This is a genomic window from Kribbella sp. NBC_00359 (genome assembly GCF_036097425.1).
GTDB lineage: Bacteria > Actinomycetota > Actinomycetes > Propionibacteriales > Kribbellaceae > Kribbella.
Map to the genome: position 1 here is coordinate 8,513,250 of NZ_CP107975.1, position 24,729 is coordinate 8,537,978.

At 69.0% G+C, this 24,729-nt stretch carries 20 protein-coding genes; 7 read left to right on the forward strand and 13 right to left on the reverse strand.

All coding sequences use genetic code 11. The annotated features are described in order from the left end of the window. Positions 1 to 39: 39 nt before the first annotated feature. The 4 genes from OG876_RS41075 to OG876_RS41090 are packed head-to-tail and all read right to left on the reverse strand — an operon-like array spanning position 40 to position 5,312. Positions 40 to 3,153 (reverse strand): ATP-binding protein, encoded by a 3,114-nt coding sequence (locus OG876_RS41075; protein WP_328522145.1) that lies wholly within the window; start codon positions 3,151 to 3,153, stop codon positions 40 to 42. Beyond that, on the reverse strand, positions 3,150 to 3,713 hold the full coding sequence (locus OG876_RS41080) for a hypothetical protein (RefSeq protein ID WP_328522146.1): 564 nt from the start codon (positions 3,711 to 3,713) through the stop codon (positions 3,150 to 3,152). Before OG876_RS41080 ends, OG876_RS41075 begins: the two co-directional genes overlap by 4 nt. Then, positions 3,713 to 4,000, reverse strand: a complete 288-nt coding sequence (locus OG876_RS41085; RefSeq protein WP_328522147.1) for a hypothetical protein — start codon at positions 3,998 to 4,000, stop codon at positions 3,713 to 3,715. Before OG876_RS41085 ends, OG876_RS41080 begins: the two co-directional genes overlap by 1 nt. A 49-nt stretch (positions 4,001 to 4,049) precedes the next feature. After that, entirely contained in the window at positions 4,050 to 5,312 is a 1,263-nt protein-coding gene (locus OG876_RS41090) for a conjugal transfer protein (RefSeq protein ID WP_328522148.1), read from the reverse strand. Positions 5,313 to 5,795: 483 nt separating this feature from the next. On the opposite strand from OG876_RS41090, the gene OG876_RS41095 reads away from it, so the two are divergent. After that, a complete protein-coding gene (locus tag OG876_RS41095) occupies positions 5,796 to 6,629 on the forward strand; it encodes an aldo/keto reductase (RefSeq protein WP_328522149.1) in 834 nt (277 codons plus the stop codon). A 151-nt stretch (positions 6,630 to 6,780) separates the two neighbouring features. Continuing rightward, on the forward strand, positions 6,781 to 7,170 hold the full coding sequence (gene trxA / locus OG876_RS41100) for a thioredoxin (protein ID WP_328522150.1): 390 nt from the start codon (positions 6,781 to 6,783) through the stop codon (positions 7,168 to 7,170). Positions 7,171 to 7,180: 10 nt separating this feature from the next. On the opposite strand, the gene OG876_RS41105 is transcribed toward trxA, so the two are convergent. From OG876_RS41105 to OG876_RS41115, 3 genes are all read right to left on the reverse strand, one after another. Then, the gene (locus OG876_RS41105; protein ID WP_328522151.1) at positions 7,181 to 7,915 is read right to left on the reverse strand and encodes a hypothetical protein; all 735 of its coding nucleotides are present in this window, start codon (positions 7,913 to 7,915) and stop codon (positions 7,181 to 7,183) included. Positions 7,916 to 8,464: 549 nt separating this feature from the next. Beyond that, positions 8,465 to 8,866 carry a VOC family protein gene (locus OG876_RS41110; protein WP_328522152.1) on the reverse strand — a complete coding sequence of 134 codons (402 nt, stop codon included), beginning with the start codon at positions 8,864 to 8,866 and terminating at the stop codon, positions 8,465 to 8,467. A 260-nt stretch (positions 8,867 to 9,126) separates the two neighbouring features. After that, positions 9,127 to 10,392 (reverse strand): NAD(P)/FAD-dependent oxidoreductase, encoded by a 1,266-nt coding sequence (locus tag OG876_RS41115; protein WP_328522153.1) that lies wholly within the window; start codon positions 10,390 to 10,392, stop codon positions 9,127 to 9,129. Positions 10,393 to 10,482: 90 nt separating this feature from the next. On the opposite strand from OG876_RS41115, the gene OG876_RS41120 reads away from it, so the two are divergent. Then, positions 10,483 to 12,030: a helix-turn-helix domain-containing protein gene (locus OG876_RS41120; protein WP_328522154.1), complete on the forward strand. Its 1,548-nt coding sequence runs from the start codon at positions 10,483 to 10,485 to the stop codon at positions 12,028 to 12,030. Positions 12,031 to 12,323: 293 nt separating this feature from the next. On the opposite strand, the gene OG876_RS41125 is transcribed toward OG876_RS41120, so the two are convergent. From OG876_RS41125 to OG876_RS41135, 3 genes are read right to left on the reverse strand one after another with little or no spacing between them, the layout of a single operon-like run. Beyond that, complete coding sequence (locus OG876_RS41125; protein ID WP_328522155.1) at positions 12,324 to 13,460, reverse strand: NAD(P)/FAD-dependent oxidoreductase; 1,137 nt, start codon at positions 13,458 to 13,460, stop codon at positions 12,324 to 12,326. Positions 13,461 to 13,509: 49 nt separating this feature from the next. Continuing rightward, positions 13,510 to 14,028 carry an isoprenylcysteine carboxyl methyltransferase family protein gene (locus OG876_RS41130; RefSeq protein ID WP_328522156.1) on the reverse strand — a complete coding sequence of 173 codons (519 nt, stop codon included), beginning with the start codon at positions 14,026 to 14,028 and terminating at the stop codon, positions 13,510 to 13,512. After that, complete coding sequence (locus OG876_RS41135; RefSeq protein ID WP_328522157.1) at positions 14,028 to 15,074, reverse strand: type III polyketide synthase; 1,047 nt, start codon at positions 15,072 to 15,074, stop codon at positions 14,028 to 14,030. The genes OG876_RS41130 and OG876_RS41135 overlap by 1 nt, the downstream gene beginning before the upstream one ends. A gap of 18 nt (positions 15,075 to 15,092) precedes the next feature. Here OG876_RS41135 and OG876_RS41140 point away from each other — a divergent pair, with 18 nt between their 5' ends. Then, a complete protein-coding gene (locus OG876_RS41140) occupies positions 15,093 to 15,905 on the forward strand; it encodes a UbiA family prenyltransferase (RefSeq protein ID WP_328522158.1) in 813 nt (270 codons plus the stop codon). On the opposite strand, the gene OG876_RS41145 is transcribed toward OG876_RS41140, so the two are convergent. Continuing rightward, positions 15,902 to 16,774, reverse strand: coding sequence for a LysR substrate-binding domain-containing protein (locus OG876_RS41145; RefSeq protein ID WP_328522159.1), 873 nt, complete (start codon positions 16,772 to 16,774; stop codon positions 15,902 to 15,904). The genes OG876_RS41140 and OG876_RS41145 overlap by 4 nt on opposite strands. 124 nt (positions 16,775 to 16,898) lie before the next feature. Between OG876_RS41145 and OG876_RS41150 the strand changes: the two genes are divergently transcribed. Continuing rightward, positions 16,899 to 18,434, forward strand: coding sequence for an MFS transporter (locus OG876_RS41150; RefSeq protein WP_328522160.1), 1,536 nt, complete (start codon positions 16,899 to 16,901; stop codon positions 18,432 to 18,434). A gap of 56 nt (positions 18,435 to 18,490) precedes the next feature. Here the strand turns inward: OG876_RS41150 and OG876_RS41155 are convergent, their stop codons facing one another. After that, positions 18,491 to 20,059: a N,N-dimethylformamidase beta subunit family domain-containing protein gene (locus tag OG876_RS41155; RefSeq protein ID WP_328522161.1), complete on the reverse strand. Its 1,569-nt coding sequence runs from the start codon at positions 20,057 to 20,059 to the stop codon at positions 18,491 to 18,493. A 76-nt stretch (positions 20,060 to 20,135) separates the two neighbouring features. After that, on the reverse strand, positions 20,136 to 21,683 hold the full coding sequence (locus OG876_RS41160) for a lysyl oxidase family protein (protein ID WP_328527018.1): 1,548 nt from the start codon (positions 21,681 to 21,683) through the stop codon (positions 20,136 to 20,138). Positions 21,684 to 21,856: 173 nt separating this feature from the next. Here OG876_RS41160 and OG876_RS41165 point away from each other — a divergent pair, with 173 nt between their 5' ends. Beyond that, positions 21,857 to 23,908 carry a fibronectin type III domain-containing protein gene (locus OG876_RS41165; RefSeq protein ID WP_328522162.1) on the forward strand — a complete coding sequence of 684 codons (2,052 nt, stop codon included), beginning with the start codon at positions 21,857 to 21,859 and terminating at the stop codon, positions 23,906 to 23,908. Positions 23,909 to 23,971: 63 nt separating this feature from the next. Further along, entirely contained in the window at positions 23,972 to 24,727 is a 756-nt protein-coding gene (locus OG876_RS41170; protein WP_328522163.1) for a DUF427 domain-containing protein, read from the forward strand. Positions 24,728 to 24,729: the final 2 nt, after the last annotated feature.

Here is a 24,729-nt window from a genome sequence, read left to right on the forward strand (position 1 = left end):
CGAGGACTGTCAGCGCCGTTCTCGTGCGGCGCTGCCATCTCATGCGACGTGCTCCTTGTCTCCGGAGCTTGGGCGGGCTTCGTCCGTTGAGGTGGGGTCGTCGTAGGCGGCGTACATCGCCTCGTTGTAGGCGGCTTCGTCGGCTTCTTGGTCGTAGACCTCGTCGGGGCCGATGGGCGATTCGTAGCGGGCGGGGTGGGCGCGCTGGTGGTCGTGGCCGTTGGCTGTCGCGGGGTCGTGGCCGTTGGCTGTCACGGGGTCGTGGCCGTTGGATGTGGCGTGGTCGTGGCCGTTGGGGGTGGCGGGGTGGCCGTTTTGCTGGGCTACCGGGGTTGTGGGCGCTGGTTCGGCTGAGGCTGGGTGGGGCTCGGCTGGCGCCATTGGCGGGTTCGCCGGGAGGGGGGCGTTGGCTGGGGGCGGCGTCGGAGGGGTGGCTGCCGCCGGTGCTTGGGCCTGGGCGGCGGGAGCGTAGGGCCGGGCTTGGGGTGGGGGTGTTGGGGCCGGCGAGTGGTTCTGGGGTGCTGGGGGTGCCGGGGCCGGGGTGGTGGTGGTCGATGGCGCCGGTGCGTCGTCGGGGGTCCGGGTGTGGGCGTTGGCTTGGGCGGTGGCGGCGGGGGCCAGGGGTTCGTCCAGCTCGTCGGCGAAGGGGTCGACGGGGTCCTGGGGGGCCGCGATGGGCTGGGTGGGCTGGTTCGCGTGTTCGGATTCGGGGGTGGTGCGGAGGAGGGCTGCTACGCGTTGGCTGGGGATGTCGATCTGGACGGTGGCTACCTCGTCCCAGCGGTCCCGCATGATGCAGTGGCCGTGGCGGATGCTCTTGCCGTTGGCGGCGGTGTTGATGCCGCGAACCAGGGTCTGGTACGGCGCGGTCTGCGGCCGGCCCAGTAGCTCGAGCAGGGAGTCCACCTGCTCGCGAGAACGCAGGCTGAAAGCGAACAGGGTGGTGATCTGCTCGACCAGGCCCGGGAGCTTCAGGATCGATGCCGGGTCCTGGGTGTCGAGGACCAGGGAGGCGCCGAGGGCGCGGCCGACACGGGCGATGTAGTCGAGGAAGGACGCGCCGTCCGGCGTCTTCGTCAACAAGTGCACCTCGGGGACGATGACGACCTTCGAGCGACCGCGGAACTCGCGGCGGCCCGTCGTACGGACCATCCAGGCGAGGCAGCCGCGCAGGCAGGCCATGCCGACGCGTTCGATCGGGGACCAGGACTCCGGCGCCGACTCGGGCGAGGGCAGGGTGAGACCTGGCATCTGGACGACCCAGAGACCCGGGTTCGTGGTCAGGGAGGACAGGCCGGACGGCGGGCCGGCGACGACCGAACCCAGGCCGGTCTCGACCAGATCGCGCAGCGCGAAACCGACAGTCCGAGTGGTCTCCGAGTCGGCGGCGCACAGCCGCTGGATTACGCCCCACGACGACGGATCGGGCGACTGGATCTCGGCCCGCGTGGCGGCCATGACCGGCGCCTCGGCCGCGCCACGCAGGTGGGGAGGAAGCAGCAGCATCAGCTGCGATGGAGCCTGCAGCAACGCGTCGTCAACGGGCAACACCCGCAGCAGGTCAGCAGCGCCGGAGAACTGCGCCGTGATCTCGATCAGAGCAGTGGGTACGCCGTACTCCGCGGCGACCGCGGACACACCGGCCGCGTCACCCTTCAGGTCGAGCAGCGGCACCCAGGCACCCGCGAAAGCGGAGTCGAGGCCACCGAGCATTGCGGCAGTCGTCTTCCCTCGACCGGATCGGCCCAGGAAGAGCGTCGTCGTCGCGTCACCCAGCGCGGATCCGGCGGCGGCGTCGAAACGCACCAGACCCGGCGTGGACCCGGTCAGGTAGCCGATGGCGGGCCCGGTCGCGTCACCGATCGACGCGCCGCCCCAGAACCAGGACCCGAAGAACGCGGTCGACTCCCGGACGTGTCCGAGGTCGGGCACGCGCAACTGGTCACCCGGCAAGGACTCCAGCCACAGGTCCCGCTGCTCGTCCGCGCCGGCGGCCACGGTGATGCCGCGGTCGGCATAGTGCGCGATGACGGCGTCGACGTACGCCTCGAGGTCCTCGCGGCTGTCCGCGCTGACCAGCAAGCGCGGGTGGTCCTCGACCAGGGTCAAACCGCTGCGGTTGATGTCGCGCTTGACCTCGCGCATCACGCGCTCGGTCTCGACGATCTCGTCGGCGGTCTCCTCCGCGGTGCCCTTGGCTGCGGACCTCCGTTGTTCCTTGGCACTCTTGCGGGTCTCGTCGACCAGGCTCCGCGCGGTCTTCTTGGTCAGCACCCGGAACCGGACGGACGCCTCGACGGTCACGTCGATCTCGTCGCCGTCGTCGTCGATCGCCTTGATCTCCGACAGCGTGCGCAGCCACTCCCCCGCGCCCGGAGTCTCGAGCTCCTCGGGGAAGTCGGTCATCGCCAGGACGGTCGTGTACGCCGCGATCTGGCCGCGGGCGTCGAAGATGCGCAGGTGATCGGTGTACGGCACGACGCGGCCGGAGGTGAGCCTGGCCAGCGAGGCACCGGTGATCAGGCCGCGACGCGGCGCGGCGACGGCACCACGGTGCATCTCGCGGCTGATCAGCCAGGAGATCACCTCGGCCGGCGCGGTGTGCGCCCGCCAGACGGTCGAGCCGAGCTGCCGGCCCAGCTTGCGGACCCGCTCGTCCAGATGAGCGAGCTCACGGGCGCTGACGCGCCAGGACGTCGTACCGAGGGCGTCGCTGATCGAACCCCGCACCTGGGCGGTGGCGCGGGGGTCACGGTCGCTGAGATGTACGCCGAGGGCCACGTACCGCTCCGGCATCCGCATCTCGTCGATCCGGTCGGCCCGGGTCTGGGCCCAGTCCTCGTGGTCGCCGAGCCGGTAGTGGCCGGCCACGGAGTCGATGTAGTCCTGGCCGGTGGATCGGCCCCAGACCACCTTCAGGTGGCTGAGGCGGTCGCCGAGGATGGTCGCGGCGGCACTCACGGCCGCGTCGAGGGCCGCGTCCTGCTCGGCCTCGGTGGCCAGGTCGGTGTTCGCCACCGAGATCAGAAACCACGCCTCAGCGCTGCGTTCGGTCACCAGCAGACCGTCGGCGATGGCGACGAGACGAGGTGGCGGCAGGCCGCGCTCGCGGCCGACCCCCACCAGGTTCAGGAGCTTGTCAGCGATCTTCATCTGTCCCTCTTCCCAGACGACGTCCTGCGACTCACCCGTTGCACATGGTCCGCCCCGAGCAGGCGGGCACGCTGGTTCACCGTGATGTCCGCGCCGGCGCGGACCATCGGATCCAGTTCGACCACGACCTCGCGTTCCCACTCCGGGGTGACTCTGGCCTTGGCCAGGTTCGCCACCTTCTGGGTCGCGATGCGCTCACGCCATGGGAGGTACTCCGTCTTGTCGGCGGCCCGGGCGCCGAGACCGATGATCGGGCGGTGGGCGCGCAACGCGTAGCGGACGGCCAGCGCCCACTCGGTCACGCGGCGGCGGCGTTCGTGGAACTTGCCGGCCCGCCAGCCGAACGCGGTGATCACGAACGGCGGCACGACGTACAGACTGACGGTGCCCTTCTGCGGCACCCCGATGAAGGGGAACAGCAACGCGATCCAGAGCAGGATGATCACCGCACCGAAGATGATCATCCGGCGCCGGGCGCCTTCACCCAGGTCGATACCGAGCAGGTCGTACTGCCGGGTCTCGATCTCGAAGTGGTGGGTCAGGGTACGACCGACTCGCATCAATTACCTCCGGAGACCAATCCCCAAAAGCCCTTGAGCACATTGATGGTCTGGTTGTTGGCGTAGATCAGTCCGCCGACCAGCACACCGGCCGCGATATGGCCGAACAGCTCACCCCACTCCCGCTTGAAGTAGTGCCCGATCGCGCGCAGCACGAGGATGGCGATGAAGATGTTCCCCGCGATGACCAGGACCCAGTCCTTGAAATCCGCGCCCGTCGGGACGTTGCTGTTGGCCAGGGGCACGACGAGCTGAACAACGCTCGCTGCCAGTTCGTGCGTCATCATTGCGGTGTCTCCCTTGTTGCCTCGGTCATCCGACGGCTGGTCGCTGGTGTCATCCGACGGCGGCCACTTGCCATCGTTGTGCTCCGTCCGTGGCGACAGTACGCCTCAGCGTGAGCGTGTAGGTCTGGTCGAGGGTGGTGTCACCCGCCCCGTCCCAGGTGACGGCGGCGGTCGCCTGCCGCTCGTCGTCGTTGCCGGTGTAAACCTGCCAGTCCTTGAGTTCGCCGAACTTCACCGCACCGTTCAGGCTGCGGATGGTCGAACCGGGTGAGGTCACCGCCGACACCTTGTTGTCGGACTCGGCGTACGCACTGAAGAAGGCCTCCGCATCCTTCCGCGTCGCCGCGGTCAGATCGTCGTCCGGTGCGCCGGCCTCCGGCATGTTGTCGGGCAACGCTGCCCGCACGTCTGGTACGAACGTCGGCGGCCCGCTGGCCACCACCCGTGAATCGGTCCGGGCGACCGGGACGGACAGTCGGTCCCAGGTGACCGGACCGGCCGCCCAGTTCTGGCCCTGCTTGACAAACGAATGAACCTTGACGCGTACGTCGACTGTCGCGGTGACTCCGTTGGAGTCGGGCTTGACCTCACCCGGGTACGCGATGTCGGCGGTCTGCTTGCCGCGACCGTTCCACCCCGCGCGGCTGTCCAGGCCGGCGGCCAGGTCGAGACCGATCTGGTTGGGACGGGCGTCCGCGTTGCCCTCGTCCCAGGTGAGGTACGCAACCGCGTACCGGGTCGCGACGGCCCGGGCCTCGTCGGACGGGAAAGTGCTCTGCCCGCTGACCACCGTTTCCGGTGTCCGATTCGGGCTGATCCAAGAGCGAACGCCACTGATCGCGGCCAGCAGCAGAACAACGACCACCAGGCCGCGGAAAAAACGCCTCGCCCACGTCGAGAACGACGACTCGGGCTCGGTCGACCACGGCGCCTGACCGGGCTCGAGCACATCCCGGGCCGGAACGGGGGCGGGGTGGGAACCATGCGGCGACCGCTGTTTCAAACGTTCGGGTGGACGGTGTCCCCCGGACTGCTCCGGCGAACGCGCGCCGGACGGCTCCGGCTGACGGGCGGCTGGACGGCGGGGCGGAGCCATCACGCCACCGGCCGGTGGCGGGGTCTGAGGTGCCGAGTACTGCGCCGCTACGCCCTGTGCTTGGCGAGGGGCAGGCGGCACCGGGCCGTCGGGGTGGGCCCACCACTCCGGTGCGGTGCTGTGCGGGCGCTTTTTGCCCGGCTTCTTCGTACGCCGCTGCTCCGACCAGTGCTCACCTTTTGGCGGCAGGTTCAGCAACGCTCGCCACCAACTCATCGCTACCTGCCCCTCAAACAGCAGTTACGCGGACAGTAGCCGGGACGATACGGCAAGCAACTGTCCACTGGGAGACCTGAGACCAGGATCCGGATGCTCCATCGCTCCCCGCAGCCATGTTGTTACCCCACTCGCGGGCAGTGTCACCCACATCGGGCAAGAGTGCCACCTTCGGTACCGTCCTCATAGCTCCTCTCTCATGCCCGTCCGATCGATCGGGCAGCGCACACCCTGCCACACGCCGCCGACAAGGTTCGAAGATCCGTGCGAACAATATGGTAAAGAACGCATCAAATGATCACATATAGTAACCGGTACCCCACGCCTGTCTGTGGAAAACTCTCCCGCGGCGAGGGGTCAAAATCCTCTGTGGACAACCGCTTGCCAGCGCCCTGCCGGGGCATAAGGTCGAAGTAACCCTGCTACCCCTGGAGGACCAGGATGGAAACTCGCCGACTGGGCAGACTCGGGCACGAGAGCTCGGTGCTCATTTACGGTGCCGCGTCACTGGGCGGTGTCGACCAGGATCGGGCCGACGCCTCGATCCAGGAGGCCCTGGATGCCGGCATCAACCACTTCGACGTGGCCGCGGACTACGGCGACGCCGAGCTCCGGCTCGGCCCGCGGATGCCGGAGATCCGCGATCGCATCTTCCTCGCCACCAAGACCGGCCGCCGGACCTCCGAGGAGGCCTGGAGCGAGATCAACCGCTCGCTGGAGCGGTTGCAGACCGACCACGTCGACCTGATCCAGATGCACGCCGTCTGCGACCTGGAGAACCTGGATCTCGTCACCGGCAAGGGCGGTTCGCTGGAGGCCGCGATCCGCGCCAAAGAAGAAGGTTTGGTCCGGGCGATCGGCATCACCGGGCACACTGCACAGGCGCCGTCGGTGCACACCGAAGGCCTGCGCCGGTTCGACTTCGACAGCGTCCTGACGCCGCTGAACTATCGCCTCTCGACCGATCCGCAGTATGCCGCCGACTACGCGGCCCTGGTGGAAGCGGTCAGGGCTTCCGATGCCGCGCTGATGACGATCAAGATGATTGCCCGGCGCAACTGGCACGAGGGCGAGGAGAAGGCGTACGACACCTGGTACCGGCCGTTCGACGAGCAGCGCTACATCACCGCCGCGACCGCCTGGCTGCTGAACGGTCACCCGGAGATCACCGGCCTGGCGACGGCCGGCGAGACCCGGCTGCTCCAGCAGATGGTTGTCGCCGAGCGCGAGCGGGCCGACCTCACCCCGGAGGCCGCCGCCGCGATCCTCGAGGAGGTGCACGACTACGCATCACCCTTCGTGGACATTCCGATCTGACGGACGTGGCCCAGGTCACAGGCGCTGCTCCGCATTCCGGTCATTTTCGTAAGGCGTACGACGTGGTGCGGTGTGACCGCTGTACTCCCGGGAACACTCGGGGACGGTCCGGTGTTGAAAGCGCTGTACTCGTCTACTTTCGGAGGTTGTAGTGGCAACGGTCGAGCTGACCCAGGAGAATTTCAACGAGGTGGTCGGTAGCGACGGCCTGATCCTGGTGGATTTCTGGGCAGAGTGGTGTGGCCCGTGCAAGATGTTCGGACCCGTTTTCGAGAAGTCGTCCGAGCAGCACACGGACATCACATTCGGCAAAGTTGATACCGAGGCTCAGGTCGAGCTGGCACAGGCGTTCGACATCCGGTCCATTCCGACCCTGATGGCGGTCCGTGACGGCGTGGTCCTGTACTCCCAGCCGGGCGCGCTGCCGGCGGCGAACCTGGAGGACCTGATCGGCCAGCTGCGCGCGGTCGACATGGAGGACGTCCGGGCGCAGATCGCCGCGCACGAGGCGGAGCACGGCGCCGAGCCGCACGCGCACTGATTCAAACAGTTCAACGAATCCGGGAGCTCTGAGCGAGCTCCCGGATTTGTTGTGCCAGGGCACTTCTGCTCGGCCCCCGCTGGATCTGCGGATCGGCGTCGATGACCGACAACAGCCGGCCACGCTCGTCGGGTGAGAGTCGTCCCCAGCCGTTCCGGACGAGTTTCAGCGCGTGATACTGCTCGTTGCCGGTGAGCGATCGATCGATCGCGTCGAGCAGAACCGAGCTGTCGACCAGCGAGAGGTCGCCTTCCATCAGGCCCAGCGCGAGCACCCGGACGATCGGCGAGCCGTGCAGGAAGAGCTCCTTGACCTCGTCCTTGTCGAACTTCTCGATCACGGACGCGTTCGCGACGCGCTGAACGATCCGGTCGAGCACTTCGTCGCGCACGACCACCAGCTCGGGCCCACGGAGTTCGTTGTAGATCGTGGCGTAGGCGTCGAGCTCGCGGTCCATCCCGAGTCGTCGTAGCGCGTCGGCGCTCTTGCGCGCGTTCGCGGCGATCTGGCCGATGAGGTGGATCTCGAAGTACCCGGCCTTCCGCGAGCGGAGGCGATCCACGACCGCAGGCGTCAGCACGAGCAGGACTCCGGCGGCGAGCACCGGGATCAGCGCCGAGTCGTCGGAGTCGACGAAGAGGGCGACGATCGCTGCGACCAGCAAGGCGAGACCGGCTGACAGGCAGGCGATGCGGGCGATGATGTCGAGGCGCTTGCCTGCCGATTCCGCCCAGGGTTGTCGCACGCGCCGGGACTGCGAGGGATTCGCGGGCCGCCGCGAGGGGTCCGCAGTCGGCCGCGGGGAGCTCGGGGCCGGCCGTTGTGGCCCGCCGCCCTGGTGCAGCTCGGTCGTCGGAGGGTCGATGCCGGGCGGCATCGGCTCCTGGGTGAGCGGCCAGGAGCCGCTCGGTCCGGTCGTCGAGCCGCGCTCCGGCCCTGCGGGACGTTCGTTCGGGTCGGGCATCACGGGTTGCCTCTCACCTCGTCGGCGTGTTGCCGATGGTGCTCCGTGGGCGGGCGTTCGGCAACCATCTGGCCCAGACAGCAGGTTCCTGCACCCGGCGGCGTCACCGGGATCGGTCTCGGCGGCAACTCCTGTACGCCGTTCTGCGCAGGCGCGCCGCGTTGTCGCTGCCCGCCCAGGCGCGCCGCGTAAGCCACAGCCCGCGCAGGCGCGCCGGGTACGCCGCTGCCCGCGCTGGCGCGCCCACGTGAGTCGCTGCCCGCGGAGGCTCGCCCGCGTGAGCCGCTGCCCCGCAGGCGTGCTGTGCGGGCCGTTGCGCCGCGGTCGGTCTCAGAAGTCGCGGGAGCTGAGGACGCAGAACTCGTTGCCTTCGGGGTCGGCGAGGACCGTCCAGCTCGGCTCGTCCGGCTGGCCGACGTCGACGCGGCGGGCGCCGAGGGCTTCGAGGCGGGCGATCTCGGCGTCACGGTCCTGACTGGTGTGCGGCGCGAAGTCGAGGTGCAGGCGGTTCTTCACCGTCTTGCCCTCCGGCACCGGGACGAACACCATCCCCGGCCCGATCCGCTCCCACGGGATGTCCCGAATGGAGTCCGGGCTCACCCAACCGGGGACGTTCACACACTCGTCGTCTGTCTCGATGATCGTCTGCCAGCCGAACGCCTCCGCCCACCAGGCGGCCTGCTTCCGGACGTCGTTGCAGTCGATCACGACCGTGTACCACCGCAGCGCCATGAAGGTCCTCCCTCGTCGTCGGGGAGGACACCATCCCACGGGCCGCCGACAGAAACGGCGAGCGGGCCCTGGACAGGGGATCTGAGCCAGGGCCCGCTCGGGGCTGACCGGGCGCCGAGGTGACCGGCGGTAAGGCTGGCGAACGGGGTGGTTGGACCGTCCGGAAGGGTCACCTGGCGCCCGAGGCGTCGGTCAGCCGAGGGAGGGGTCCCGCCGGGAGGATCGCGTGGCTGTGGCGCGCGACCTCGGCAGTCACACCCTTACCGCAGGGGGTTGAAGGGCCGGAGCTCCTCCGGGGTCCGACCGGTGGTGATGGTCTCGGCCAGCAGCTGACCGGTCACCGGACCGAGTGTGATGCCCCACATACCGTGTCCGCCGGCGGCGAAGACACGCGGTGACGCGGTCGCACCGATCAGCGGCAGGCCGTCCGGGGTACACGGCCGCGGCCCGACCCATTCGAAGGTCCGGGCGTCCAGGTCGGCGTCGCGCAGCAGCGGCCGGGCGGCCTCGACGATCGCGTCGATCCGGCGCGGGTCGAGCTTGGCCTCGGGCTTGCGGAACTCCATCATCCCGGCGACGCGGAGCCGGTCGCCCAGCGGCGTGCAGGCGATCCGCTGCGCCGGGAAGTACACCGGACCGGCCGGCACGTGCGCGATCGGCACGCTGAAGCTGTAACCACGACCGGCCTGGACAACCGTGCGTACGCCGAAGTCCCGAGCCAGATCGTTCAGCCACGCGCCGGTCGCCATCACGACGGCGTCGAACGGGTCGGTCTCGCCGTCGCCGGTGACCAGCCGGACGCCGCGGATCTCGTCCACGATGTCGACCACGTCGACCCCGCTGATGATCTGCCCACCGCGGGCGATCACCGAGTCGGCCAGCAGCTGGACGTACTCGCCCGGGTTGATGAACCGCTGCCCGTGCAACCGGATCGCCGCCCCGATCTCGTCGGACAGCGACGGCTCGATCTCACGGGCGTCGTCACCGGTGATCGCCTCGAACTCGATGCCCTGGCCGGCGGCGTGGATCTGCTCGATCTCCTCGAGCAGCACGCTCCGCTCGGCCTCGGTCCGGTACGCGGCCAGGAACGACTTGGCCTCGTACGTCTCCGCCTCGACGCCGGCCTTGGCCAGCAGGTCGAACGCGCTCAGGGCCTGCCGGTTGATCGGGACCAGCGACTCCATCGCGGTCTTCCAGCGTCCGGCGGTGCTGTTGCGAGCGAAGCGGGTGAGGAATTTGATCAGCCGCGGGCTCGCGGTCGGTGGCACGTACACCGGCGAGGACGGGCTGAGCACCGCGCGGACGCCGTACTTGAGGACGGCCGGTTCCGGCAGCGGGGTGGCCAGGCCCGGCGTGAGCCAGCCGGCGTTGCCCCAGGACGCGCCCGCGGCGACGCCTTCGCGATCGAGCACGGTGACCTCGACGCCGGCCTCCTGGAGGAACCAGGCGGTGGCGAGTCCGACCATGCCCGCGCCGACGACGGCGACGCGATCGGGAACGATGTGAGTGGAACCAGCAGCGACCATGTATCGATGGTGCAGCCATAAGGCGCACCTGTCATGGTGCGATCACACCACTGACGCGACATTTGACTGTGCTCAGCGCACAATAACCTCATGATCACCGCGCCCGACCTGGTCGTCGCCGTCGGCCCAGCCCTGTTCGAGGTGGTGGTGAGGGGGAAGGGCGACGGAGAGGTTCGCGACGTCTTCCTGGCCGATCCTCAGGAGCCCGCGACCGGTCAGCCCGGCGATCTGGTCCTGGGACTCGGCCTGCGCGACGCCGAGGACGCCGTCGAGCTGGTGGAGCGCTGTGCCGCCGGCGGCGCCTCAGGCGTGGTTCTGCGTACGGCGCTCGCCCACGAGCCGACCGTGGTCGCAGCTGCCGAGCGAGAGCTGCTCACCCTCGTTGCACTGCAGCCCAGCGTCACCTGGGCACACGTGGTCTGGTTGCTGCGCGGTGTCATCGACAGAGCCGCCGCACCGGACTCCCCCGCCGCCGGTGACGCCGGCGTACACCAGGAGCTCTTCGCACTGGCAGATGCCGCCGCAGCGATCGTCGACGCGCCGGTCACCATCGAGGACAACCAGTCGCGCGTCCTGGCGTACTCCTCCGGTCAGGACTTCACCGACCCGACCCGCGTCTCCACCATCGTCGGCCGCCGCGTCCCGGCCGAGGTGATCGCGCATTTCCGGGCCCGTGGCATCTTCCGCCGGCTCGCCCGGTCGAGCGAGCCGTTCCTGGTGCCTGACGGGCCGAACGGCATCCGCCCGCGTCTCGTCGTACCCGTGCGGGCTGGTGGTGAGTGGCTGGGGTCCATCTGGGCTGTGGTGGACGGTCCGGTGAGTGATGAGGTCACTGCGGAGCTCAGCAACGCCGCATCGGTACTCGCGCTGCACCTGCTCCGACTGCGCGCACAGGCGGACGTCGCGCGGCGGAGTGCCATCGACCGGCTACGGACGATCCTTCGGCAGTTCTCCCCGGACAATCCGGTCGACGTACGGCTTCCTCCGCAGCCGTGGCGTGTGGTCGCACTCGGATCGCCAGAGGGGTACGACGTACCGCAGCAACTCGATCTGTGGGAGTCGACCGGTCGTCGGTACGGGTGGAGCGAGCCACAGCTCGCGGACCTCGACGGGACCGTTCTGGCCGTCGTCACCGACACCGACGGCCCTGGGTCGTGGAACTGGTTGCGCAAGCTCGTCGCGGAACAGGCCAAGACCATACCGGGCACGATCGCCGCCGCAGGTGGTCCGGCCCGCGGACCGGCCGACCTTCCGAGCTCACGAGCCGAGGCGATCGAACTGCTGGGCCTGGTACGACGGGGTGTCGCGCCCGGACCGGTGTTGCGGGTGGAAGAGGCGTGGCACGTGCTGACTGTTCACAGAGCGGTCACGTCGCTCGACACGACGAAGCTGGACGGTCCGCTCGCGACGCTGCTGCGCTACGACATCGAGCACGACACGGGGTTCGTGGAAACGTTGCAGGCGTGGCTCAACTATCCGGGTCAGCCGCAGCGCGCCGCGCGAGAGCTGCACCTGCACACGAACACCTTGCGCCACCGGATGAAGCGGATCGGCGAGATCGCCGAACTCGATCTGGCGGACCCGCGAGAACGCCTGGCGTTGCAGCTGCAGATCGCGGCGGTGCGCACCGAACACTGAGGCCCGGAGCGCTTCTCACGAGTTCCCAACAGCGCTGAGATCTTCGCCACAGCCCTGTGTAACAAGGCTTCACATTCCGGCAACGGTTGAGCAACATCGGGCTGATTAAGTCTTCCTCAGAAACACCGAGCACCACCCCCAAGGACTGTCCCAGCTTTTCACCAGGAAGCTGGGGCACCGGTCCAGCCTTTCACCAGGAGGCTGGAACGGCCGGTCCGAGCTTTCACCAGGAAGCTCGGCCCTCTCGTGGGCCCGGCGATTGTCTGAGCGATCGCCGGGCCCCGATTAATTGCTCAGGACAACCGGTTCACGATCGTCGAGTAGACGCCGGGCAGCAGCGCGGCCGCGGGGACGATACGGGGAGCGAGCAACGGCCGGTTGCGGGCCCAGAGCAACGAACCGGTGAGGAACCGGCACTCCCAGGAGACGCGCCGCCAGGCGGCCTCGTAATCCTCGGGGCGATCGTTCCGGATGCACTCGACCAGCTCCGCTGACGTCCGGAGGGCGACCGCGATCCCCTCGCCGGTCAGCGCGTCGACGTACCCGGCGGCGTCCCCGACCAGCAGGACCCGGCCCGCCACGCGTCCGCGGACTCGTTGGCGCAGCGGGCCGGCACCCATGACGGCACCGGCGGGGCGAGCGTCGTGCAGGCGACGCTTGAGCGCCGGGAACGCGTCGAGGTGCGACTCGAAGCTCCCGCGCGCCGAGGTGAGGATCGCAACCCCGACGAGGTCCTCGGCGACCGGGGTCACGTACGCCTCCCCCAGCTGCGACCAGTAGACCTCTACGAGGTCTGTCCACGGTGAGACGAAGAAGTGCTGCCGCAGCCCGCGGCGGACATCGGACGTGGACGAGGAGAGGCGCGTGGAGCGGTCCGGCCGGCCGAGGCCCAACTGGCGGCGGATGGATGCGTGCAGGCCGTCAGCGACGGCCGGCTGGCGATGGATGGGTGTGTGCGGGCCGTCGGCGGCCGGATGGCGGGCGAGGCCCAGTTGGCGGCGGATGGGCGAGTGTAGGCCGTCCGCGGCCGCGAGGTAGCGGGCTGTATGACCGGCGGCGGTCACCGACGTGGTGTTCTGGATGATCGGCCCTACTCGGGTCCGAACTACCGGCACGCCGAGCTCGGCCAGCCGATCAGTCAGAGCCTGATGCAGGGTCGTACGGCGAACGCCCAGGCCCGGACCTGCCCGAAACCGAGCGTCGACCTTGTGCACAGCGTCGAGGTAGCGGATGCCGTGAAACGGGCGTCCGGTGAGCTCCACACCGAGACGCGTGAGGTAGTCGGCGGCGCTGTGAGCGATCCCCTCACCGCAGGCCTTGTCGATGGGAGCCGAGCGGGGCTCGACGACCACGACCGACAAACCGGCCAGGGCCGCGCGGATCGCCGTGGCCGCGCCGGCGGGGCCGGCGCCCGCAACCAGGAGATCCACGTCGGGTCGAGCCGAGCCGGGGTGCGTCATGTGGGTGGGCCGGGAGCGATCACTTGACCAGGGCGGCGGTCAGGGCCGCGTCTTCGCAGCGGATGCGGATGGCGAGGAGCGGGATGTTGAGCACGGTGAAGACCACGGCGGTGATCCACGCGGTGTGGACAAGTGGGAGCGCGATGCCCTCGGCGACGACCGCCACGTAGTTGGGGTGGCGGATCCAGCGGTACGGGCCGCGCGCAACCAAGTGGAGGCCGGGGACAACGATCACCCGGGTGTTCCACTGGTGCCCCAGGACCGTGATGCACCACCAGCGCAGACCCTGCGACAAGAGGACGACGGCGAGCATCGTCCATCCGAGTGCCGGGATGAACGGCCGGTGCGCCGCCTCCACCAGACAGCCGGCCAGGAGACCGGTGTGCAACACGACCATGAACGGGTAGTGCCCGCGCCCCGACTCCACACCACCGTGCGCGAAGCTCCACTTGGCGTTACGCAGCGACACCACCAACTCGGCCACGCGCTCACCGCCGACGAGCAGGACCAGCACTACATACCAGGCGTAGGACGACATCACCACTCCAGGAGGACGAGCTCGGACGAGAAACCCGGGCCCATGGCGAGGAGCAGGCCCATGCCTGAAGGATCCAGCCCGAGCGTGTCACCGAGGACGTGCAGGACCGACGAGGACGACAGGTTGCCGACCGCATCGAGCGATTTCCAGGTCAGGTCCAGCGCTCCCGGCCGCAGCTCCAGCGTCTCCGCCACGGCCTCCAGCACCTTCGGGCCGCCCGGATGACTCACCCAGGTCCCGATCTCCGTCACGGTCAACCCGTGAGAGCCGAGAAAGCTCCGCACATCACCACCGAGATAGGTCCGCACCACCTCGGGCACGTCCGCCCCGAGCACGATCCGGAACCCACCCGACCCGACGTCCCAGCCCATCACCCGCTCGGAGTCCGGATACAACCGGCTCCGCGTCGCCACCACCGACGGCCCCGACGCCAGCGGGTGCTCCGAGCCGGTGAGCACGACCGCCGCCGCGCCGTCCCCGAACAACGCCCCACCCACCAGGTTCGGCAACGACGAGTCGTCGCGCTGCAGGGTCAGCGAACACAACTCCACCGACAGCAGTACGGCGACATGCGTCGGCCAAGCGAGCAAGTAGTCGTGCAACCGGGCAATGCCCGCAGCTCCACCCACACAGCCCAGCCCGAACAGCGGCAGCCGCTTGACGTCCTCCCGCAACCCCAGCCGCACCGCCACCCGTGCGTCGATCGACGGCGCGGCCACCCCGGTCACCGTGGTGAACATCAGGACATCCACATCGTCGAGCGTCAGCCCGGCGTCGGCGACCGCTCCCGCGACCGCCTCGGCCCCGAGATCCACGGCTGTCGCGATCCACGCGTCGTTCGCGTCCCCGAAGTCCTTGAGTACGGCGTACTCCTCGAGCGGCAACGCGAGGTGCCGAAACGAGACCCCGGCATTCGCGTGCAGCCGGCGGAGCAGCGCGGTCCCTTTGCCGTCCGGCAGGCAGATGTCCGCGAAGGCGGCGGTCAGCTCGGACTGCGGATAGCGGTAAGGCGGCAACGCGGGCCGGACCGCGGCGATCCGCGTCATCGTGGCATCGTTACGTCGGTGAGCATCCTGCGGACAGTCCGTGGTCTCGCCCTCGCATGCCACCCGGGCCCGACGGTCGCCGTCACCGTGCTGGTCACGGCTCTCGCCTGGTCGACCGGGCGAAGCCCCGCCGGGTGTCTCCTCGTCGCAGCAACGATCCTCACCGGCCACCTCTCGATCGGCTGGAGCAATGACGCGATTGATGCCGCCCGAGACACCATTGTGAACCGTCAGGACAAACCAGTGGTGCGTGGACTGGTGAGTCGCCGTACCCTCGCCGTCGGTGCCGGCGTCGCGCTGGTCCTCACCATCCCGCTCTCGCTCGCGAACGGGATCGCGGCCGGCCTGATGCATCTGCTCTTCGTCGCCTGCGCCTGGGCGTACAACCTCGGGCTCAAATCGACCGCGATCTCCTGGCTTCCGTACGCGGTCGCGTTCGGTGCACTTCCCTCGTTCGTCACGCTCGGCACGGCCGATGTCTGGGCCCCTTGGTGGGCGACCGCGGCCGGTGCCTTACTCGGGATCGGTGCCCATCTGGCAAACGTCGTACCCGATCTGGACGACGACCTGGCGACCGGTGTGCGGGGCTGGCCGCAGCGGCTCGGCCCCTATGCCCGGCTGATCGCGCCGCTGCCGCTCGCGGCGGCGACCGCTTTGCTGGTGATCGCGCCGCCCGGTGCGGTCGGAGTGATCGGATGGATCGCGCTCGTCGTGGTCGCCGGTTTGCTCGTCGTGATCGTGGCGTGGCGGGACGCGCCGTTCCTGGTCACGATCGCGATCGCCGCGGTGAGCATCATCAGCTTGGTGCTCCGCGGCGACGCACTCGTCTAGGCCGTGTCCGGCTTGAGCGGTGCGTTGCTGCCCAGGATCGCGGCGGTGAGCGCCTCGGCCGGCTCCTTCGCGGCCCGCGGGTTGGTGATCAGCACCAGGTCGATCGACGGAAGCTCCGGCAGTCCGGCGCTCGGCGGCGGCTCGACCAGGTCGGCGGGCATCAGCGACCGGGCGAAGATCGCGATCCCCAGTCCGGCCCGGACTGCCGCGAGTACGCCGTTCACACCGCGGACGATGCAGGTGATCCGGCAGGACCGGCCCGCCTGCTCGAGCGTCTGAACGCCGAGCGACCGGCTGAGCGACGGCGCCTGATAGGCGACCAGCGGAACCGGGCCGTCGGGGGCGATCCGGGTCCCGGAGATCCCGGCCCAGACCAGCGGGTCCCGCCGTACCAGCCGTCCGTTCGGCTCGTAGCCGCCGCCGGCGCCGTGCTTCACGTAGGCGAGGTCCAGGTGGCCGGACTCGACCCGGCGGAGCAGATTCGGGCTCTGGGCAACGGTCAGCTCGAGGTCGATCCGCGGGTAGAGCTGGCGGAAGTCGCGCAGGATCCGCGGCAGCGGGGTCAGCGCCAGGTCGTCGGTCACGCCGAAGCGCAGCCGGCCACGCAGCTCGGAACCGGTGAAGTACCCGGCCGCCTCCTCGTGCGCGGCCAGGATGGTCCGGGCGAACCCGGCCATCGCCTCCCCGTCCGCGGTCAGCGTCACCGTCCGGGTGTCCCGCACGAACAACGGCCGCCCGACGGCCACCTCGAGTTTGCGGACATGTTGACTCACCGTCGGCTGCCGGATGCCGAGCCGGTCGGCGGCCTGGGTGAAGCTGAGCGACTGGGCCACCGCGAGGAACGTGCGCAGCTGGTCCGGGTCGTACATCGATGCACCTCCCATTACGTGACGCAATAAGACTAATAGGAGTAATTCGCTGTCAGAATTCAGGACCGAACCCTGAGGATGGAGATGTCCTCCCCTGACCAGTCCACTCGTGTAGGGATCGCTCTTGACCACCCGGGCCACCGGTTCTGTCCCATCCGTCCCCGACTTCCACACCCACCGCAACACACCCCCACCCGGCCCCGGCGAACTCCCGCCGGCGCAGCGCCGGCCCGGATTCCGGGACACGTTCAGCGCTCTGCAGGTCCGCAACTTCCGGCTTCTCGTCAGCGGCCTCCTGTGCGTCTCGATCGGCGGCTGGGTCCAGCGCATCGCCCAGGACTGGCTGGTTCTCACGCTCACCGGCAGCGCGACCGCGGTCGGATTCACCACCGCACTGCAGTTCCTCCCCACCCTCTTGCTCGGCATGTACGGCGGGGTGCTCGCGGACCGGTTCCCGAAGCGCAAGATTCTGCTGGTCACGCAGTCGACGATGGGCTCGCTGGCCGGCATCCTCGCGGTGCTGGCGTTCACCGGCCAGGTGCAGGTCTGGCAGGTCTACATGATGGCCCTGATCCTCGGCCTGGCCACCGCGGTCGACAACCCGACCCGGCAGTCGTTCGTCACCGAACTCGTCGGCAAGCAGCGGCTGCGCAACGCGATCAGCATGGTCTCGTCGACCTTCCAGCTGGGCAGCCTGATCGGCCCGGCCCTGGGCGGCGCGCTGCTCGGCGCGGTCGGCACCGGCTGGGCCTTCGCGCTGAACGCCGTCACCTTCTTCGGCTCGATCTCCGCGCTGCTGCGGATGCGCGAGCACGAGATGCCCGGGCTGCAGGCGGCCCGGAAGGCGAGCGCCGGCCTGCGGATCCGGGACGGCCTGCGCGACGGCGTGCGGTACGCGTTCCACGAGCCCGCGGTCCGGTGGGCGATCGCGCTGGTCGGTGTCTACGGAATGTTCACGATCAGCCTGCCGGTCACACTGACGGCGTTCGCCGACCGGGTCTTCCACATCGGCGCGTCGGGGTACGGCGTACTCAACTCGGTGGTCGCGGTCGGGGCGCTGGCCGGGGCCTTGCTGTCGGCGCGCCGGGTCCGGCCGACCCGCCTGCGGAACCTGGTCGGCATCGCCGCACTGCTGGCCTGCGCCGAGATCCTGGCCGCGATCCAGCCCGCCCTGTGGACGTTCATCCCCGTGCTGGCCGCGCAAGGCCTGGCGACGCTGATGTTCCTCACCGCGGCGCAGTCGATGGTCCAGCTGACCACGCCCGACGGACTGCGTGGGCGAGTGTCCGGGATCTACAACCTGGTGTTCATCGGGGGCGGCGCGATCGGCGGTCCGACGGTCGGGTTCCTCGCCCAGCACTTCGGCGCCCGCTCGGCGCTGCTGCTCGCCGGTCTGATCCCGGCCGTGGCAACCACTGCGATCGCCCTCCGCCTCCGCCGCGACGGCCGCTTCCGGCTGGTCGTGGTCCGCACCCGCTCGCCCTGGCACCAGGCCCCGGTCCGCCTCAACCTCGAGCAGACCTCGATCCAGCTCTCGGCCCCCACCGGCGTCCCGGTGCCGCGGACGTCCCGTCCGTTCGTCATCGGACGCCGTCAGCACGCTCGCACGGACCCGCACACCCGGCCGTTGCGGCCGCGCCGCCGCCCGCAACACCACTAGCCATCCGGGACAGGGCCGCGAAGCTGCCTCTCGGCCCTGTCCCGGGCAATCGCTGATCAACCGACGCGGCCACCGCTGCCGGTGGACGTGTCCGTCGACGCGCCCAGCGCGGCCAGGTCCCCGCGGGCGGGATGGCCGTGGCCGAGCGGACCCGCGGCCATCGCCCGTACCAGGTTCAGCGTCACTGTCCGGGCGAACGCGACCGACGGCGCTTTGAGCGAGTGCTTGGAGTCCGGCCCGTGGAGCGCGCGTACCCACTCCATCGAACCGCTGTCGAACACGCCGGCTCCGGACGGCACCGTGTAGTACGTCGCATCCGAGAAGGTACGCCGCCCCGGACCGCAGGTGGCCGGCGAATGCGCCACCACCTGGAGGTTGGCCGGCGTACCCGCGATCGGATAGGCACGATCGATCTCGGTCGCCACCAGGCCTGGGTACGACGATCCCCTGGCCGCGCCGGTCCTGGCGAACAGGAAGAACCCGGGATCCCGGACGACGAACGATCCCTCCGCCGGGAAGCACTCGTACAGCATGCCGGTCAGGCTGTTCTCCGGGCTCGGGAACGGAGCGCTTCGCCACTTCACCGTCGTGTCCGGCCGATTCTTCCGCGGATCGGCCGAAGCATCCTTGTAGCCGGCCAGCACACGCTGCGAGCCCAGCCGGCCAGGTTCGTAGCGGACCCGCCAATAGACCGCGTTCGCGCCGAGGAACGCGACATTCGTGCCCGCGTCGCGCGCCTTGGTGACGGCTGCCCGCATCCCGGTGGTCCAGTACTCGTCATGCCCACCCGACACGATCCCTCGCGCACCGGCGAGCACGTGCGGATCGGTGTCCAGGTCGAAGCTGGTCAGATAAGCCAGCGGTACGCCGCTCTGCTCGGCGAGCTGGATCAACGGCAGCTCGGACTGCACCAGGAGATGCGCACCGTCACGGTCGTACGGCCGGTCGAAGCTCACCCGGTACGCGCGGGTCGCGAACGAGTTGTGCGGGCCGTGGTAGAGCGAGTAGCCACCCCAGGCGTTGTACGCCTGGTAGGTGTTGACGGCATCGACGATGACGACCGCCCCGCGCGTCGAATCCGAGCGGATCGTGATCGGGACGTACTTCTCCTTGCCGTTCGCCGCGGTGAGCAGCAGCAGGTAGGCGCCGGCCGGCCAGCCTGTCGTGGGCACGGTGAGCGAGGGACGCCAATTCGTGCTGACCATGCGGTCAGCACCCACGGTCGGCACCGGCTGGACCAGGCCGGGAACGGCCGGCGAGGTCCACACCAGTCGCGCCCCCTTTCCGCCGTACCAGCCGATCCGGAACGCGCGCACGGTGAAGGCGCCGGCGGTCGAGGTCACGTACAGCCGGAACGATTGGCCGCTGCGGACACTGACCCGGTCGGTATACCCGGCGAGCTCGACGGGGCCGGCGAGCCGGTTCGCGGGCAGAACCCACTGCGTCGTACCGAGCTTCGCATTCTCAGCCAGGGCGGACCCGCCACTGGCGCGGACCGGTGGCGCCGGCGGTGAGCTCGGGCGACTCGTCGGCACCGACGCGGCCGGCGGCTCCCGACCGGCGGAGTGACACCCGGCCGCGGCGGCGACCAGGGCCAGTACCGTCACGAAGATCCAGCGGCGCACTGTCCCACTCCTCCGGATCGGCGTTCGAGCATCGTAGCCACAGCATGCCTTGGAGAACGCTGAGAAGCTCGCGGCATCAGGGAACGTTGATCACGCCGACCGGCGGGACCTTGACGGTGCGGTGGTGCTTGGTGCCGCCGAGGACGACCTCGCGGAGCGCCACGTTGTTCTTGGTGCTCGCTTCGAACAGGCGGTTCTCCGGGTTGGCCGTCACCTGAACGTAGTACGTGCCGTTCGGCAGGTCCGTCACGTCGAAGGACTGGCCGGGTAGGGACTGCACGTAGGTGTCGCCGGAGCCGACGTCCAGGACCTCGCGAACCGACAGCGATCCGTGGTTACCGCAGGCCGTGTGCAGGTCGGTGTTCTGCGGGTGCCAGTTGGCGTTCTTCACCGTGTAGTCGATGGAGTCCGTCGCGGCCAGGCAGAACGCCTCCTTCTGACTGCGGACCACCTCGGTCTGCTTCGAGTTCAGCAGGCTGTAGCGGGCGAAGTCGGTGAAGTGCCAGTGGTTGTGGCCGTCACGACCGTCCCACTCGAGCGTGCCGGTGCTCTGATAACCGACCTGCTTACCCTGAGCGTCGTAGAAGTACTGGTACGCGTCCATCAGGTCCTTGCCCTGCTGCCGGAACCCGTCCAGCACCAGCGGCGACGGCCCCGCGTTCCACACGGTCGCGGAGAACTGCAGGAAGTCCTTCTGTGCGTCAGGCGTGCCTTCGTCGCCCGGAAGGACCTCGATGCCCCACGCGGGCACCGGCCGGAGGTCCGGCTTCGGCCCGTTCGGCACACTCGGCTTCCCGGTCGGTCGGGTCGCGTTCGGCTTCGGCGCCACCGAACCCGCCGCGGCCGTCTTCTGCTGAGCGGTGGCGAAGCAGCCACGGACGCCGTGACCGTCGCCACAGCCGTCGCTCTGCTGCACGGTCACGTTCAAGGTGAGTGCCGCGTCGGACGCACCGATCTTGAAGAAGTCGCGATATGCCTTGCTGACCGTGACCGTCGCCTTGTACTTGCCCACGGCAAGATTCACCGGTACGCCGTACCCGCTGAACGTGTTGGACGACCAGCCGGTCTGCAGACCCCAGACCGCGCCCTGCGTGAACGGGTTCGCCGAACAGCCTTCCGGGTACGGCGAGGTCGCCGGCGCATCGGGACGGGTCCGCGACCCCTCACCGTTCAAGCAGACCGACTGATCCTGGTCGAGCACCTTCTTGCCGGACGCATCGGTCATCGTGATGTGCAGGAACTTCCCCAGCCCGGAGAAGTCCGTGACCAGGCCCTGCGGCAGGACGCGTGCCGGCTTCCCGTTGACGTACTGCTTCGCAACGACCGGCGACTTGTACGACGCCCGCGTCGCCCGTACCTCGATCGGCGCGTTGCCGGCCACCACGTGGGTGCCGAGATCCAGGTCGACGCCGTAGTCCGGGATGCTGTCCAGCGTGACATCGGTGCTTCCGGCAACCAATTTCAGCGCCGGCCGCGCGGTCGCCGCCGTCCTCGACGACGCCGCCGACGCGCCGAGGGCCGCGATCGCGACCAGTCCGGCCGCTCCGGCCGCGGCGATCGCCGTCCGGCCGAGTTTCCTTGACGTGCTGATGATGGAACCCCCTCCTGCTCTGCGGACCGGCATCCTCACGAGCCGGTCCCTTCGCTCGTACGACGTCCGGCCCGCGGAACGAAGTTGATGAAGGTTCGATGGCAGTCGTGTCACAGGAAGTCAGGGGAGCTGAATACTTGACGCAGTAAATTAAGCGACCCTAGGCTCGGCCGGGTCCGCCCTCTCCTCCCGTGGAGGATCGTCGAATGTCTCTCCGCAAACGCACCACGATCGTGCTGGCCGCCGTCGCCCTGGTGTCGACCGCAGCCGCGATCGCCCCCGCCGACGCAGCCCAACCCGTTGTCGTCCAAGCCCAGAAGCCAGTACCAGCCAAGTACCCACAGGTTGCCGCCAAGCCGTACATGGGCTGGAGCAGCTGGAGTCTGCAGTCCACCAACTACCCGGGCGTGAACCCGGACGGCCCCGGCAGCTTCATCAGTGAGCAGAACATCCTCACCCAGGCGCACGCGCTGGCGACCAAGCTCAAGCCGTACGGCTACGAGTACATCAACGTCGACGCCGGCTGGCAGGACGGCGGCGACGAGTACGGCCGCCCGGTCGCGATGGCGAAGCGCTTCCCCCGCGGGATGAAGGCGGTCGGCGACGACATCCACAAGCTCGGGCTGAAGTTCGGCATCTACACCACCGTCGGCCTCGGCACGGACGTCTACCGCGACGGCAACACGCCGATCTACGACGCACCCGGCTGCTTCACGCGCGACATCGTCTACCCGGACCTGCGCAAGACCAACGGCTGGGACGCGGCGTACAAGATCAACTACGAGAGCCCGTGCGCGCAGAAGTACGCCGACTCGATCGCCAAGCTCTTCGCGAGCTGGGGTGTCGACTTCATCAAGATGGACGGCGTCGGACCGGGTTCCTGGAAGGGTGCTCCGGACGACCCGAACCACAACAACACCGAGGACATCGAGGCCTGGTGGCGCGCGGTGCAGAACGCCGGCCGCCCGATGATGTACACGCTGTCCTGGTCCCTCAGTCACCGGTACGCCGATGTCTGGAAGCAGAACTCGAACGGCTGGCGGATCGACACCGACGTGGAGTGCTACTGCGACACGATCGTCCGCTGGGACAGCTCGGTGAAGGCGCGCTGGTGGGACCTGCCGCAGTGGATCGACGACGCCGGCCCCGGGCACTGGAACAACCTGGACGCGATCAACGTCGGCGTGGGCGCGATGGACGGCCTCACCGACGCCGAGCGGCAGAGCTACATGACGTTCTGGGCGATCAACGCCGCACCGCTGTTTGCCGGTGACGACCTGACCAAGCTCGACGCGTACGGCCTCAAGCTGCTGACCAACCGCGAGGTCATCGCGATCGACCAGTCCGGCAACCCGGCCCGCCCGCTGAACCAGGACCAGTTGCAGCAGACCTGGTATGCCAAGAACGCCGACGGCAGCGTCACGGTCGCACTGTTCAACCTGGCCGACACCCCGGCCACGGTGACCGGCAGCTTCGACCAGCTGGGCATCACCGGCAAGGCGACCGTCCGCGACATCTGGGCGGACCAGAACACCCGGAATGTCTCCGGCCAGGTCTCCGCCGCGCTGCCGGCCCACGGGTCGAAGCTGTACAAGATCACGCCGAACGACACATCAGGTCCGACCAAGCCGGCCGACCTGACCGCGACGGACGTCAGCCGCACCACCACATCGCTGACCTGGCGGCCGAGCACCGGCGCCTCGTCGTACAAGGTGTTTGCCAATGGCAAGCAGGTGGCGACCAGCTCGACCACGAGCGCCGTGGTGACCGGGCTGCTGCCGCAGACGCAGTACACCTTCACGGTGAAGGGCGTGAACGGCGGCCGTACGTCGGATGCCAGCGCGCCGGTCACCATGTTCACCGCGAAGTCGGGTGGACCGGTCCGGTACGAGGCCGAGGCGCCGACCAGCACGCTGACCGGGAACGCGGGCATCTCCGGGTGCTCCCTGTGCTCGGGTGGCGCGAAGATCGGCAACATCGGCGGTGACGCGACGGTGACGCTGAACAACATCACCGTCCCGGCCACCGGCACGTACCTGGTCAAGATCGCCTACACCGACGGCGACACCAGCCGGCAGAGCATGCTCACGGTGAACGGCACCGACACCTACTGGGCCAACTACTCCGGTCTCGGCGACAACGACTGGGGGACGCCGCAGGTGACCTACCTCCCGATGACGCTGACCGCCGGAGCCAACTCCATCAAGGTCAGCAACCCGACCGGCTACATCGCCGACATCGACTGGATCACCGTCTGACTCGTTCCGGAACCGTTCGTACGACGTCTGCCGTAGTGGCGAGGTATGACGGACGATGGATTCATGAGCGCCTATCCAGAAGCACTCGTGCCACCCGGCGGAACCGCTCCGGTCCCCCGCCGGGTGCGCGCGACCCTTGGCAACCGCGTCGTTCTCGACACGACGGACGCGATCTATCTGTGGGAGTTCCCGCCGTACCCGCAGTACTACATCCCGCTCGCGGACGTGGCGGACGGTGTGCTGACCGACACCGGCGAGACGAAGGAGTTCGACCACGGCGTCGCGCGGGTGCACACGGCCGGATCCGGCAAGGCTTGGGTGTACGACGAGGGCGTCGCAAAGGACCGGGTGCGGTTCCAATGGGACGCCTTCGACAGCTGGTTCGAGGAAGACGAGGAAGTCTTCGTCCATCCGCGGAACCCGTTTTCCCGCTGTGACGCGATCCGGTCCGGCCGGCACGTCAAGGTCGAGCTGGACGGGAAGCTGCTGGCCGAGTCCCGTTCGACGGTGATCGTGTTCGAGACCGGGCTGCCGCCGCGCTACTACTTCCCGCGGACCGAGGTGAACTTCGAGCACCTGACCCCGAGTGACACCCGGAGCGCGTGCCCGTACAAGGGCCGGACGTCCGACTACTGGTCCGTCGGCGACCGCCGCGATCTCGCCTGGTCGTACGACTTCCCGACCGCTCCGCTGCTGCCGATCACCGGCCTGGTCTCCTTCTTCAACGAGAAGGTCGACCTGACCATCGACGGCGAGCCGAAGGCCCGGCCCATCACCCCGTTCTCCGACCGCGAGATCAGCGACGGCCCGCCGATCTGAGC

Bases quoted from the DNA above. Each gene is read 5' to 3' on its own strand.
- OG876_RS41165 (WP_328522162.1), top strand. From the start codon at position 21,857: ATGTCTCTCCGCAAACGCACCACGATCGTGCTGGCCGCCGTCGCCCTG.
- OG876_RS41160 (WP_328527018.1), bottom strand. From the start codon at position 21,683: ATGCCGGTCCGCAGAGCAGGAGGGGGTTCCATCATCAGCACGTCAAGG.
- OG876_RS41080 (WP_328522146.1), bottom strand. From the start codon at position 3,713: ATGCGAGTCGGTCGTACCCTGACCCACCACTTCGAGATCGAGACCCGG.
- OG876_RS41120 (WP_328522154.1), top strand. From the start codon at position 10,483: ATGATCACCGCGCCCGACCTGGTCGTCGCCGTCGGCCCAGCCCTGTTC.
- OG876_RS41075 (WP_328522145.1), bottom strand. From the start codon at position 3,153: ATGAAGATCGCTGACAAGCTCCTGAACCTGGTGGGGGTCGGCCGCGAG.
- OG876_RS41130 (WP_328522156.1), bottom strand. From the start codon at position 14,028: ATGTCGTCCTACGCCTGGTATGTAGTGCTGGTCCTGCTCGTCGGCGGT.
- OG876_RS41110 (WP_328522152.1), bottom strand. From the start codon at position 8,866: ATGGCGCTGCGGTGGTACACGGTCGTGATCGACTGCAACGACGTCCGG.
- OG876_RS41135 (WP_328522157.1), bottom strand. From the start codon at position 15,074: ATGACGCGGATCGCCGCGGTCCGGCCCGCGTTGCCGCCTTACCGCTAT.
- OG876_RS41090 (WP_328522148.1), bottom strand. From the start codon at position 5,312: ATGAGTTGGTGGCGAGCGTTGCTGAACCTGCCGCCAAAAGGTGAGCAC.
- OG876_RS41145 (WP_328522159.1), bottom strand. From the start codon at position 16,774: ATGTACGACCCGGACCAGCTGCGCACGTTCCTCGCGGTGGCCCAGTCG.
- OG876_RS41085 (WP_328522147.1), bottom strand. From the start codon at position 4,000: ATGATGACGCACGAACTGGCAGCGAGCGTTGTTCAGCTCGTCGTGCCC.
- OG876_RS41170 (WP_328522163.1), top strand. From the start codon at position 23,972: ATGAGCGCCTATCCAGAAGCACTCGTGCCACCCGGCGGAACCGCTCCG.
- OG876_RS41115 (WP_328522153.1), bottom strand. From the start codon at position 10,392: ATGGTCGCTGCTGGTTCCACTCACATCGTTCCCGATCGCGTCGCCGTC.